Raw genomic sequence first — 12,476 nt, 5'->3', positions numbered from 1 at the left:
TTCGCCTTCTTTCTGGGTCTGGGTCACTGACCACGTATGGCCGCAGATGGGATGATCATGAAAACCGGGGCGAGGGTTATCGTCGGTGGCGTATTCGCCACGATGGTGGGGTTTGCCGGAGTCGGCAGTTACAACCTCTACCAGGGGCTGACCGGAAGTTCGGGGGTGAGTCCGGCTCCGGAGGTGAAGTCCGGACCGGTGAGCGAGGCGGAAGCGCGAAAGACCGCGCGGGCTTTTCTGACGGCGTGGGCCAAGGGCAAGCCAGAGCAGGCCGCCGCGCTTACCGACAACGCGGCGAGCGCGGGCCCGGCGCTGGACAGCTTTCAGGAGGACCTGCACATCTCGGAGCTGAAGCTCACCGCAGCGGAGCAGGACGGCGTGAAGATTCCCTTCTCGGTCCGGGCCGAGCTCGTGGTCGACGGGAAGACCTCGACATGGACGTATGACTCCTCGCTGCGGGTAAAACGGGGCGAACGCTCCGGGAAGGCGCTCGTCGACTGGCAGGCGTCGGTGATCCATCCAAAGCTCAAGCGGGGTGAGTCGCTGGCGGCCGGTGCGGCAAAGGCCCCGCCCGTCGAGGTCGTTGACCGCAACGGCACGGTGCTGGACACGGAGACCTATCCCTCGCTGAGCGCCGTCCTGCCGCAGCTGCGCCAGGAATACGGGGACGACGCGGGCGGTTCGCCGGGCAGCGAGGTGTGGATTTCGGACGCGCATGGCGAGACCGGTGAGACACTGCACACCATCAAGAAGGGCAAGCCAGGCAAGCTCCGTACAACACTGGACGCCGCGACGCAGCGCGCCGCCGAGCAGGCCGTGCGGAAATTCGACACCTCATCGGTCGCCGCTGTCCAGCCCTCCACCGGCCGGATACTCGCCTTCGCCAACAACCCGGCGGATGGCTTCAACACAGCCTTCCTGGGCAAGCAGCCGCCCGGCTCCACGATGAAGGTGGTCAGTGCGGCGATGCTTCTCGAGAAGGGACTGGTCTCCGCCTATAAGAAGGCCGAATGCCCCAAGTACGCCAACGGAGGCGGCAGACAGTTCCATAATCTCAACAAGTTCGAGATCACCCCCGACGATACATTCGCGGAGAGTTTCGCCCGGTCCTGCAATACCGCGTTCATCAAGTTCGCCGGTGACCTTGGCAATGGCGACCTGACCCGTACGGCCCGCGAGGTCTTCGGCCTCGGCCGGGACGACTGGAAGATCGGGGTGCCAACCGCCGACGGCACCATCCCCGAGGCCGGCGGCCCCAATAAGGCGGCAGCACTGATCGGGCAGGGACAGCTTCAGATGAATCCGCTCAATATGGCCTCCGTGGCGGCAACCGCCAAGGCCGGTATTTTCAAACAGCCCATCCTGGTCCCGGTCGAGCTGGACAACCGCCCGTTGGCAAAGGCCTCGCGCGCGCTGTCGCCCTCGGTCGCGGAGCAGCTGCGCACGATGATGCGCCGCACGGCCACCAGCGGCACCGGCGCGAAGGTGATGGCCCCGTTGGGCGGCGACATCGGCGCCAAGACCGGCTCCGCGGAAGCGGACGGCGAGGACGCCACCAGCTGGTTCCTCGGCTACCGGGGCGATATCGCGGCGGCAGCCGTAGTCCAGCAGGGCGGCCACGGCGGTGACGCCGCGGGGCCGGTCGTGGCGGATGTGCTCAGGGCCGGGCGCTGAGCCGGATGAGCGCATGCGTCGGCTCGTCCAGCCATACGGTATGGCTGTCCGGCGTTACGGTGAGTCCGAAGCGTTCATAGGTCGGCCTGCCTTCTCCTTCCCACCATCGGTAGGCGGCCTCTGCCTCGTCCCAGAGCCGACGGGCACCGGACTGGTACACCGTGGCCTCCGGCTGCCCGTCGCGGAAGACAACCACGGCCCACGAAAGATCACTCAGCCCGTAGAACCACACAGGCCGGACACCGTCCCGCTTGTCCGCGACAGCTCTACGGCAGTCGGGCACGCGGAGCCCGATGGCGAATTGACCAGCATCAAACCTCCCTGAGATGAATTCACATTCTGTGATAGCCGTGGATGACTTATCAGCATCCGAAACCCCGTTGGGAGCGTATGCACTGTGCGGCAAGTACTCCGCTCGCTGGGCGCGAAGCTTCATAAACTCCACCGGCCCGGTGAAATGTCCCTCGGCACGCTGGTTCTCGCTCTGTACCGTCAGCCGGGCTACCGCGTCCTGGTTGCTGTAGTCCGTCCCCCAGGGGACGACGATCACGCCGTCAGGGCTTGACTGTTCAACCCATGCGTACGGGACGCGCCGGAGCCCGCAGGTAGCGATGACGCGGTTGTACGGTGCGCCCTCCGGATGACCGAGGGCGCCGTCACCGGTGACGACTTCCACCGGCATGCCGAACCGGCCCAACGCCGCGCGGGCACGCGACGATACGTCCTGGTCCACGTCCATGGTGACCACGTTGGACGCCCCCACCCGGTGCGCCAGGAGACCGGCATTCCATCCGGTGCCGGTGCCAATCTCCAACACCCGGTCCTCAGGATGGACATCGAGATCCCGGAGCATGGAGAAGACCACGCTCGGCATGCTCGCCGAACTCGTCGCCGCCTCGCCGGGAGCTGTCCCGCTGTGAGCGCCGTCATCCCACTGCGTCACCACAGGGATGTTGGCATGAGCGTATGCCGCCCAGGCCTCCGGATCGGTGGCCCGGCTGACACAGACGCTCTTGCCCGTGTCCATGTCGAACGGCCACATCACATCGGGGAGAAACGCCGAGCGGGGCACCGCTGAGAACGCGGGTAGCCACTCGGGCGCCAGATACCCCGAACCGAGGAGAGAACGGCCCAGTCCGGACCGCTCCCCCTTACCCTCAGATGTCACCACAGGTCAGCTAACCCGCTTTCCCTTGGCCGATCCGGCCGTACGCGGACCCCCGTCCGGGGACGGTGGCTCAGGCGGCACCGGCCACGGCTCGCCCGGAGTGGTCTCCAAAGTGATCACGTCTTCTCCTTCGCTCGGTTGGTGGTCGGCTTCACTTGGATACCTGCATGCAGACGCAGCTGCGTCCGTCGCCGCTCGCATCGCACGGCACAGTCTGGGCAGGCATGGTGGCTACTCGTTCTTCCTGGTCTTCCCGCATTTCGGGCACGAGCATGGAGGGAAGGCGGTACTGATGGGCGGCGGGCTGCCCTTGGTCGATTCGCTCTCTTTGATGGTGACGCGCTTCCCGTCCGGACGTACCCGGTACACCCTGATCGTCATCACTGGTCATCACCCCATCCGCACAGGGCCCGCAACTGGTCAGCGGCAATGACCAGAGCCAGGTCCTGGGCCAGCTCGGAGTCCGGGTCGATCCAGCTCTCACCCAGGAAATCGCGGTGCAGCCCATCGTGCTCCGGCTGACGGACACAGGAGAACCGGGAGGCGGCCGGGGGCGGCATGTCATGCCAGGCCGGGCGTTGGGCGCCACACAGGCAGCTCACCGGGCACCCCCGTGGAGGGCGCGCTCGTCCAAGTCGAGACCGAGATACACGGCTGTGTAGAGCACGCGGCGCCGCTCCTGCTGCTCATACGCCAGCAAGTACGGCCTCACAAGCGGCTCGCTATCCACGTACCAGGGGCCTTCCGGAAGGCCGTACGGACTGCGATGCCGGGGCAGCGCCGCGGAACGGGGCTCTGGGTACGGCGCTGCCCCGGGCTGCTGAGGGATGTTCTGGTCGCCTGCCGGGCGCCACCTCTCCAGCCCGTACAAGGCTGCGATCGCGGCTCTCGCCAAAGCAGTCAAGGCATGGATAATGCCCATGTCGGTTTCCCTATCGATCGGCCACACCCCCGGGCCGCACTGCGAGCGGTCGCGGGGGCCTTGCGTTCAGACGGCAGCACTTATCCACGGACGTCCAGTACGGTGCGTAGTGAGCACTGGCGCCCACTTGCATGGTCCACCGGTGGACTAGTCAGGTCAAGGTGTGGGCATGAAGAAACCCCCGCCAATGGCGGGGGCTACGAAGGAAGTTGACGGGAAATCAGTCGACCATCGAATACTCTTCCGTGCGTGCCCAGCGCCCACCCGGAGAAACGCCTACCTCATACGTCAACGGGCGCCCCTCGTTGCACCAGGCCACATGCCGGGACTCGGCCACCGCATTCGGGCCCACGAGCCGTAGCAACTCCAGCTCCTCGTCCGTGGCAAGCCGTGCCGTCCACCAGTCACGTCCGGTGTGCGGTCGGCGGCCGGTCTGCATCTCGACATACCGCGTCGTCCCCTCACGCACCCGCTCCCGCTGAAGCAGTCGCGGGGCAGCCCCGGCAACCTCAGTCGTAAACCATGAGCAAGACGTCGCGGTCGGCTGCTCGCCCTCGAACGTCACCCGCTGCCTGCGGGCCACCTGCTCACCCGGCTCAATGCCCAGCGCGGTCGCCACATCCTGCGGAGCAGGCACCATCTCGGCAGACAGAATCTCGGCGTACTCACCCGCCGTGTAGATCGTCCCGGTCTCCACGGCCGTCCGATACCGCTGACCAGCAGTACGGGCCAGCGGCGTCCGCTCACGGACCCTGGATCCCGTTCCCTGCCGGGTGTCAATCAACCCCTCCTGGCGCAACACCTCCAGACCCTTGACCACGGTGGCGCGGGACACTGACCAACGTTCGGTCAGCTCACGCTCTGAAGGAATCGCATCGCCCGGCTGCAACTCCCCACGGACGACACGTCCGCGCAAGTCAGCCGCAATCTGTTCGTACTTCGGCAGTGCCATCGCTATGCCCTTGCCTATGTAGTGGACTGGTCCAGTAGTCATGCTGTCCGTGACGCGCCAGCAGGTCAAGCGCCCGGGTATAGCGAAGCTCCGCCTCCCCGGAATCAGGCTTTGACCGGACCCCGGCGGCGATTGCCTCCAACGACGCTGCGGGAATCGCCAGCTTCATAGCCGAGGAGCGGTTTCTCACTCCTTGATGGAATCTCGTCGGCGAAGCCAGGGGCCGTGCTCAGGGCGACATGGCGGCCGTCGGCCTGAGCGAGCCGTATTGGGCCGCCCGTGGGGGGTGTTTCTCTCTCGCCCACTCGTTGACCCGCTCGTGTCGCGAGACCGCGTGAGGGGGTGGGTAGGGGTGGGTTGTTCCGGACGCTTGCCCGTGATTTGTGGTCCGACACAGACTTCACCGGCCAACGCGACGTAACCGGCCGTCGGGCCGTAAATCATGGGTCCGGAACGGCCCACCCCGGACCGCCCCCGACCCACCCACCGGCGGGAAGGCGGGTGCGGCAACGCATGCCGACTAAGAGAGCCAGCCGTTCGTCGCCGCGCGGACGCCCGCCTGAAAGCGGCTCGTGGCGCCCAGGCGGTCCATCAGCGTGGCGACGATCCCGACGCCGTTTCTTGCGGCGAGCGGTGATGTCCCATGAACGCTGCGGCGAGGGCGTCAGGTTTGTTCGCCCCAGCCGTTCACGAGAAGGTGCCGGACCTCGTGATGTCGTCCTGCGGCCAGCACATCGCGCACGGCATGCGGGCGTACATCGGCGATCGCCAGATCCGACCAAGGCAGCCACTCCTGGACGAGATGATCCTCTCGGCTGGTGACGTCGGCGCGGTCGATCGTGGCCCACAGGTAATGCTCCAAGCCATGGACTCGATGACCGGCGTGGATGAAGCGGTTCTCGACGACGAAGAGATACTGCCAGTCGACCAGGCGGGCGTTGGTCTCCTCCTCGATCTCCTTGCGCAGCCGGGAGTCGAAGGTGTCTCCGAGCTCGTACTCACCGCCGATGAAAGCGTAGTGATGGCCGGGGGCCGAGTCCGAAGGGCGCTGGAGCAGCACCTGGTCTTCGCGTACGATGATCGACCGGATACTGGTCCGCACCATGCGACGGGCGGCAACGGTCGCGATGAATCGGTCTTCGCTCTCGGACATCCAGTCACCCTAACGAGGTGGCAGGTGCTGACAGAAACCCTACGCCTTGACGGTTACCAGGTGGTCGCCGTCCAGCGTGCGGACCTCGAAGCGGTCGATCTCGTCGCGGTCGAACGCGGCGCCCCCGACGTAGTATCGGGCATCCTTCCAGCCGTATCCCCCGCCGGGGACCGACCAGGTCGTGACGGTCTGCTCCGTGCCGTCCTTGCCGATCGCGATCAGCCCGCACTCCCGTGGGCCCGAGACATTGGCCAGTTTGACGGCGATCTCGGTGCCCCACCCCTTGGGCCGCATGGCGACGGTCGCGTTGACGTCGGTGACCGGATCGGCGCCGCTGACCTTCTCGCCGTCCTCGTAGAGGGCCTGCACCATGTCCGGCGGTTTCGGCGGGTTCGCCGGGGAGTCGTCGGAGACCAGCGCCATCGTGGCGACCGGTGCGGTGATGATCAGGGCGGCGGCCGCGGCAACCAGATAGAGCCGTCGCCTGCGGCTCGTACGGTGAGCCGCGGCCGTCTCGGCCAGCAGCCCGTTCAGCAGCTCGGGACTCGGCCGGGCGGTGAGCGAGGCCGTATCCGGGGCGGATTCGCGGTATTCGGAGAGCAGCGGCCCCAGCCCCATCAGCTCCTCCAGCTCGGCAGCGCACCACTCGCACCAGGCGAGATGCTCCTCGAAGCGGGCAGCGTCGGCGGCATCCAGCGCGCCGATCGCGTAGGCGCCGACGTCGGTGTGCTGCACCGGCGACGTCATGGCGTGACTCCTCTTTCCTCGAGCGAGAGCTTCATGGAGCGCAGTGCGTAGAAGACCCGGGAGCGCACGGTCCCGGGCGGAACGCGCAGCACTTCCGCCGCTTCGTTCACCGTCCGTCCCTTGAAGTATGTCTCGATCAACGCCTCACGATGCGCATCGGTCAGATCCCGCAGCGCCTCGTTGATCGTCATCAGCCGCAGCGCCCGGTCGATCTCATCGGCGGCCGGAATGGTCTCCAGCGGCGATGGATCGACCTCCTGCGGCCGGGCCTTCCGGCTGCGGTGCCCGTCGATGACGATGCGCCGGGCGACGGTCACCAGCCAGGGACGTATGGAACCGGTGGCGCGCTCCAGCTGCTCCGCGTTGCGCCAGGCGCGCACCAGAGTCTCCTGCACAACGTCCTCCGCCCGATGCCGGTCCCCGCCCACCAACCGGAGGACGAAGGCAAGGAGCGGACCGGCGTGTTCGTCGTAAAGGGCCCTCATGAGGTTGTCGTCCTGTGACGTTCTGTCGGCCACGACGGCATCCTCGCTCACGCTTGACCCCCGGGTCGAGACTGTGCGGCTCGCTCTCGCTCTTGCTCTCTTCTTCTGCCCTCTCATACGCACCTAGGAGACCGGGTGTTCACCCGGTTCATGCGCAACTTTGAGTTAGTTGGAGTATTTCGTATCGGCGGCGGGGTCAAGTGCTAGCCGGTAACCGCGCTTGACGACCGTCTGGATCAGCTTGGGCGACCCGAGGGCGGTACGCAGCCGGGCCATCGCGGTCTCCACGGCATGCTCATCACGGCCCGCGCCGGGCAGGGCGCGCAGCAGCTCAGCACGGGGCACCACCCAGCCCGGGCGCCGGGCCAGGGCGCGCAGCAGCGCCATTCCGGCGGGCGGTACGGCGCGCAGCTCGCCGTCCACCACGACCGCGTGCCCCCGGATCTCAATCCGCCGTCCGGCGAGCGGCAGTGGGCGGATCCGGCTGGGCAGCTCCAGGCAGAGCAGTTGGACGAGCGGGCCGAGCCGGAAGCGTTCAGGCTGCGACGTGGGCACATCGCATGCTTCCAACGGCAGCGCGGTCACCGGCCCCACGCAGGCAGGCAACACATCGTGCCGCAGCGCGTCCAGGAGCTCCCCCCGCACTCCGCGCTGCTCGGCCCGCTCCAGCAGGGAAGCCGCCGCGGGCGCGCTCGTAAAGGTCACCGCGTCCAGACCGCGCGCGATGGTGAGATCGATGAGCCGGTCGACGGGGCCGATGTCCTCGGGCGGCAGCCAGCGGTACACGGGGACGGTGACGACCTCGGCTCCCCCGGCGCGCAGTGCCTCACAGAAGCCGGGCAGCGGCTCACCATGCAGCTGGAGGGCGATACGGCGGCCGCCCACCCCCTCGTCAAGCAGCCGGTCGAGAACTTCGGCCATCGACTCGGAAGCCGGGGACCATTCCTCGGTCAGCCCGGCGGCCCGTATCGCCCCGCGCACCTTCGGGCCACGGGCCAGCAGCTCCACCCCACTGAGCCGTTGCAGCAGCGCCTCGCCGAGCCCCCAGCCGTCAGCGGCCTCCACCCAGCCACGGAAGCCGATGGCCGTGGTGGCCACGACGATATCCGGGGCGTGATCGATCAGCTGCTTGGTGACATCCATCAGCTCGCTGTCGTCAGCGAGCGGCACGATCCGCAGCGCGGGGGCGTGCTGTACGGCCGCGCCACGCCGCTGCAGCAGTGTCCCCAGCTCTTCAGCGCGCCGGGCGGCGGTGACGCCGATGGTGAAGCCGTTCAGTGGTTTGAGCTCTTGCATGGGGATGGGCCCTCGTCCTGTTAGTCCATACCGTGAACCGAGCCTGTCAAGGGCGCGTGACAGGCTCGGTTCGCCGGGATTTCCCCGGTGTTACGTGCGGTGTGGTCTGCGTTACACCACTCAGACCTGGGCAAACGCTGGCTGCCGTGGCTGCTCGGGCGCCGCGTCGCTCCCCTCGGCCACCGGCGTGGGGGTGGCCGAGCGCCGCAGGTATACGGCCCAGGTGACCACGAAGCAGGCGACGTAGAAGGCGCAGAAGGCGATAAAGGCGGCCGTTCCATTGCCCGAGGTCAGGAAGGACTGGCGCAGGGCGAGGTTGATGGCGAGGCCGCCGAAGGCACCCACCGAGCCGATGATGACCATGGTGGCGCCGCCCAGCCGCCGTGCGTAGGTCTGGGCTTCCTCTCCTGTCAGGCCCATCGCCTGAGCCTTGGCCGTGTAGATGCCCGGGACCATCTTGTAGGTGGAGCCGTTCCCGAGACCGGTCAGCACGAACAGCGGGATAAAGCTGGCGATGAACAGGGGCAGGGACTCCTGCACCGAGGCCACGACCACCATGCCGGACGCGACGGTCATCAGCAGGAAGTTCCACAGGGTGATCCGGCCGCCGCCGTAGCGGTCGGCCAGCCTGCCCCCGACCGGCCGGATCAGCGAGCCGAGCAGCGGGCCGATGAACGTGATTGAGGCGGCTTCCAGGGGAGTGCGGCCGAACTGGATGGACAGCACCAGGCCGAAGGCGAAGCTGTAGCCGATGAAGGAGCCGAAGGTACCGATGTAGAGGAAGGACATGATCCAGGTGTGGCCGTCCTTCGCGGCCTCCCGGGCGGCCCCGGCGTCATTGCGCACCGGGCCCAGGTTGTTCATGTACTTCGCGCTGAAGAGCACGGCGACGACGATCAGCGGGATGTAGATGCCCACGACCACCCGGGGATACTGGGCGCCGATCAGGAAGATGACCAGCAGGGCGACCCACTGCACCACGGGCACGCCGATGTTGCCGCCGCCCGCGTTCAGGCCCAGCGCCCAGCCCTTCAGACGCTGTGGGAAGAAGCTGTTGATGTTGTTCATCGAGGAGGCGAAGTTGCCGCCGCCAAAGCCGGTGAGCGCCGCCACGACCATGAACGTCGTGTACGACGTACCGGGCTGCATCACGAACATCAGGGCGGTGGTGGGTATGAGCAGCAGGGTGGCGCTGATGATCGTCCAGTTCCGCCCGCCGAACCGGGCCACCGCGAATCCGTAGGGGATACGGAGGCTGGCACCGACGGCGGAAGCCACGGCCACCAGGAAGAACTTTCCGGCCGGATCCACTCCGTACTCCGGGCCCATAAAGAGCGCCAGCACCGAGAACATGCTCCAGACCGAGAATCCGACGTGCTCAGAGATGATCGAGAAGATCAGATTGCGCTTGGCGACCTGCTTGCCTTCGCGCTCCCAGAAGGCTTCATCCTCCGGGTCCCACCGCTCGATCCAGCGGCCCCCTTTACGCGTACTCGTTGGGGCTGTCATTTGCGCCTCCCTGGCCTGTCGGTGTCAGTACCCGAAGGTAGGTATGGCGCGTTTCCGCACTGTGGCGGCAGGTGACGCGTAAGAAACCTTGCTCTCACCTAGCCCGCTCTGGCGTGGTGAGCCGGCTGCGGAAGGTCAAGTACGGCGGCGATGGTGAGCTCGTACAGGCCGCTGCCGCTGTCCCGGCCGGGGCAGGGCCGGGAGGAGACCAGGCGCGGGCCCCGGGCGGTGACGATCACCGTGGTCTGGGAGGGGCCGGTCCAGTAGTCGGCGGCGTCCAGGGTGTCGGTGACGAGCCGGTGGACCTGGGGCGCGGTGTGCTCATCCAGGCCGCCGTGCCCATCCGGGTCCCTGGGGGTGACGCCCATGATGGTGTGGGCGCCGAAGTAGGAGTGCGCCTCGACGCTGTACCGGGGTCCGGAAAGGTACTCCTCCACCAGCAGCTCGGCCTGCGGCGGCAGCCGCTCGGCCAGCGCCTCGGCGTCCAGGGCGCTGTGCAGGGTATGCACACCGCCCACCGCGATCCGGTCCCTGCGGCGGCAGCCACCCGCGCGCGGCTTCACCACACAGGGGAAACCGACCTGGCAGGCCGCCTTGGCGAGGGCGGCCCGGTCACAGAGCTCAAACCGCACCGGCGCCTCGGTGAGATGGTTGACCCGGCCGCGCAGGGTCACCGGATCGGTGAGGGCCGCCACGGCCGGGGGCGGGTTGCCCGGCAGCCGTAGCGCGCAGTTGGCCCAGGACGCGGCCAGGGCGCTGGCCTCCCCGAAGCCGAAGACCGCGGTCTGGGCGGCGCCCACGAAGCGGCCCATGGCGGTGAGCAGCTGGCTGCGTCTGCGCCAGTCCACCTCGATCGCCTCGTCCGCCTCCGCGAGGGCGGACCGAAGCTCCCGCGCTGCCAGGTCGGGACCCACCACAACAGTGTGGGCCCCGACCTGGCGCGCTGCCCGGACGGCCCGGGGGAGGGGGCTGAGCAGTACAGCCGTCGACAGGCAGGGTTTCATGGGGTCAGCTCCGGAGCACCATGTTCGAGGTGCACATCAAGCCAGCCTTCACACTCATGCAGCCGGTCCATGAGCTGGCTGGAGTCGGTGCCGGAGACAATGGTCCAGCAGACGTTGGAGGCACTGTGCACAGGACCCGAGCTGTGGTCGCCCGGCGTCAGCGTGCGTACGTGCTCGGCGACCCAGTCGAAGGGCGGCGGGCCGGGTACGGCGACCACCCGCCCGGCGCGCGGGGTCATCGAGATCTCGCCATGCACGACCACCGGTGCCTCGACCGGTTCGGCACGCAGCGGCAGCCCGGTGGCCAGCCGGAACCAGGTCTCCTTCAGATCGATGCCATAGGTGTGCCGGATGAGCTGCGGAATCCGCGCTCCACCGACCCGCGAGGCGACCTCGCAGAGCAGCAAGCGATCATCAAGGGTGTGGAAGACCTCCAGGTGATACGCCCCGACGTCGGGCGCCGGAAGCACCTTCAGCAGCGTGTCGAAGAAGTCCGCGAGCCGCGCCGCCATCGGTTCACGGGGGTGCAGCAGCACCGAGCCGCTGTTGGCGCCGGAGAACACCTCCAGACAGCTGGTGTAGTAGCGGCCGGTGGCGATGAACCGGAAGTCCGGCGCGATGACGGCTTCCAGGTGGTAGACCTCCCCCGGGACGAATTCCTCCACCATCAGATCGTCCCGCCAGCGGCAGGTGCTGAACTCGGTGAGATCCTCCTCGCAGCGCAGCACCGCGATATCCCGGGCGCCGCCCTGGCAGACCGGCTTGACCACCACGGGGTAGTCACGCTCGGCGATGAACTCCAGCAGATCCGGGAACGTATCCAGCCGCGCGAACGCCGGGACGGACACCCCGTGCGCGGCGACATCCTTCATCAGGGCCTTGTCGCGGAACACCCGCGCGCTGGCCTCGCTCTGCCCCGGGATGTCGAGCCGGTCCCGGATACGTCCAGCCCGTTCGAGGCCGTACTCGTTGTCCGTCAGAACGTGTTCGAACGAGATCGGGTTCGTGGGGTCCGACGCCATCCGCAGGGCCGCCAGCTCCGTATAGGGAGCGCTTTCACAGTCAGCCACATGCTCGTAGTGCGCATAGCGCTCGGGGGCGGGAAGCGGATTCTGCGTGAACACCACCATGCCAGCGGCGAGTTCCGGCAGCATATCCGCGTAGTCGTTGCTCGATCCCCCGTTGATTACGAGCGTGGTCATAGGCCTCTCCGGTCCTCTCGGGAATTACTCAGCACTCCCCCGGTCGGAAAGACTTCAGCCCCAGTAATTTCCCTCGGAACTCACCTCGGACCCCGTACTCGGTTCCGACGCGGCGGCGGCGCCAGCTGCACTAAGCTGAGCACCACCGAGAGCCAGCGCAAGGATCAGAGACGCGGCGAAAGTACGAGTGAACCTCTTCACAAGAATCCTCCCTCTTCTTCCTTGGTCACAGATCGAGTGCTGTCTGCAATCCGGAATCGATGTTCACGACTTTTGCTCGATTCGCCAAGAGGTTTGCCCTGGCAGCATGTCGCCTGGCAGATTGTCGCCCACCCGAGTTGGGATCTCGTCGAGGTTGTTGACT

At 67.3% G+C, this 12,476-nt stretch carries 11 protein-coding genes; 1 reads left to right on the top strand and 10 read right to left on the bottom strand.

Annotated elements, in window-relative coordinates; translation table 11 throughout:
• The first annotated feature begins 36 nt into the window (after positions 1-36).
• Positions 37-1,674 carry a penicillin-binding transpeptidase domain-containing protein gene (locus test1122_RS08210; protein WP_338423521.1) on the top strand — a complete coding sequence of 546 codons (1,638 nt, stop codon included), beginning with the start codon at positions 37-39 and terminating at the stop codon, positions 1,672-1,674.
• On the opposite strand, the gene test1122_RS08205 is transcribed toward test1122_RS08210, so the two are convergent.
• The 10 genes from test1122_RS08205 to test1122_RS08160 form a co-directional block, all read right to left on the bottom strand.
• Positions 1,658-2,842 carry a methyltransferase domain-containing protein gene (locus tag test1122_RS08205; RefSeq protein ID WP_232268505.1) on the bottom strand — a complete coding sequence of 395 codons (1,185 nt, stop codon included), beginning with the start codon at positions 2,840-2,842 and terminating at the stop codon, positions 1,658-1,660. The genes test1122_RS08210 and test1122_RS08205 overlap by 17 nt on opposite strands.
• Before the next feature lie 380 nt (positions 2,843-3,222).
• Complete coding sequence (locus test1122_RS08200; protein ID WP_232268504.1) at positions 3,223-3,444, bottom strand: hypothetical protein; 222 nt, start codon at positions 3,442-3,444, stop codon at positions 3,223-3,225.
• A 540-nt stretch (positions 3,445-3,984) separates the two neighbouring features.
• Entirely contained in the window at positions 3,985-4,758 is a 774-nt protein-coding gene (locus tag test1122_RS08195; protein WP_232268503.1) for a GntR family transcriptional regulator, read from the bottom strand.
• A 622-nt stretch (positions 4,759-5,380) separates the two neighbouring features.
• Complete coding sequence (locus tag test1122_RS08190) at positions 5,381-5,869, bottom strand: NUDIX domain-containing protein (RefSeq protein ID WP_232268502.1); 489 nt, start codon at positions 5,867-5,869, stop codon at positions 5,381-5,383.
• A 39-nt stretch (positions 5,870-5,908) separates the two neighbouring features.
• On the bottom strand, positions 5,909-6,616 hold the full coding sequence (locus test1122_RS08185; RefSeq protein WP_232268501.1) for an anti-sigma factor family protein: 708 nt from the start codon (positions 6,614-6,616) through the stop codon (positions 5,909-5,911).
• A complete protein-coding gene (locus tag test1122_RS08180; protein ID WP_422396946.1) occupies positions 6,613-7,152 on the bottom strand; it encodes a sigma-70 family RNA polymerase sigma factor in 540 nt (179 codons plus the stop codon). The genes test1122_RS08185 and test1122_RS08180 overlap by 4 nt, the downstream gene beginning before the upstream one ends.
• Before the next feature lie 114 nt (positions 7,153-7,266).
• A complete protein-coding gene (locus test1122_RS08175; protein ID WP_232268500.1) occupies positions 7,267-8,397 on the bottom strand; it encodes a uroporphyrinogen-III synthase in 1,131 nt (376 codons plus the stop codon).
• Positions 8,398-8,517: 120 nt separating this feature from the next.
• Entirely contained in the window at positions 8,518-9,906 is a 1,389-nt protein-coding gene (locus tag test1122_RS08170; protein ID WP_232268499.1) for a nitrate/nitrite transporter, read from the bottom strand.
• Positions 9,907-10,004: 98 nt separating this feature from the next.
• Positions 10,005-10,820, bottom strand: coding sequence for an ATP-grasp domain-containing protein (locus test1122_RS08165; protein ID WP_232268498.1), 816 nt, complete (start codon positions 10,818-10,820; stop codon positions 10,005-10,007).
• A gap of 86 nt (positions 10,821-10,906) precedes the next feature.
• Positions 10,907-12,112: an ATP-grasp domain-containing protein gene (locus tag test1122_RS08160; RefSeq protein ID WP_232268497.1), complete on the bottom strand. Its 1,206-nt coding sequence runs from the start codon at positions 12,110-12,112 to the stop codon at positions 10,907-10,909.
• Between the last annotated feature and the right edge of the window lie 364 nt (positions 12,113-12,476).

It is taken from the genome of Streptomyces gobiensis, assembly GCF_021216675.1.
GTDB classification, from domain to species: Bacteria; Actinomycetota; Actinomycetes; order Streptomycetales; family Streptomycetaceae; genus Streptomyces; species Streptomyces gobiensis.
Note: the sequence above shows the minus strand (reverse complement) of the source record. Positions and strands in the feature narration are given on the sequence as shown.

Excerpts from the sequence above, each read along its gene's own strand:
- test1122_RS08210 (WP_338423521.1), top strand. The coding sequence starts at position 37 with ATGGCCGCAGATGGGATGATCATGAAAACCGGGGCGAGGGTTATCGTC.
- test1122_RS08175 (WP_232268500.1), bottom strand. The coding sequence starts at position 8,397 with ATGCAAGAGCTCAAACCACTGAACGGCTTCACCATCGGCGTCACCGCC.
- test1122_RS08185 (WP_232268501.1), bottom strand. The coding sequence starts at position 6,616 with ATGACGTCGCCGGTGCAGCACACCGACGTCGGCGCCTACGCGATCGGC.
- test1122_RS08195 (WP_232268503.1), bottom strand. The coding sequence starts at position 4,758 with ATGACTACTGGACCAGTCCACTACATAGGCAAGGGCATAGCGATGGCA.
- test1122_RS08190 (WP_232268502.1), bottom strand. The coding sequence starts at position 5,869 with ATGTCCGAGAGCGAAGACCGATTCATCGCGACCGTTGCCGCCCGTCGC.
- test1122_RS08170 (WP_232268499.1), bottom strand. The coding sequence starts at position 9,906 with ATGACAGCCCCAACGAGTACGCGTAAAGGGGGCCGCTGGATCGAGCGG.
- test1122_RS08160 (WP_232268497.1), bottom strand. The coding sequence starts at position 12,112 with ATGACCACGCTCGTAATCAACGGGGGATCGAGCAACGACTACGCGGAT.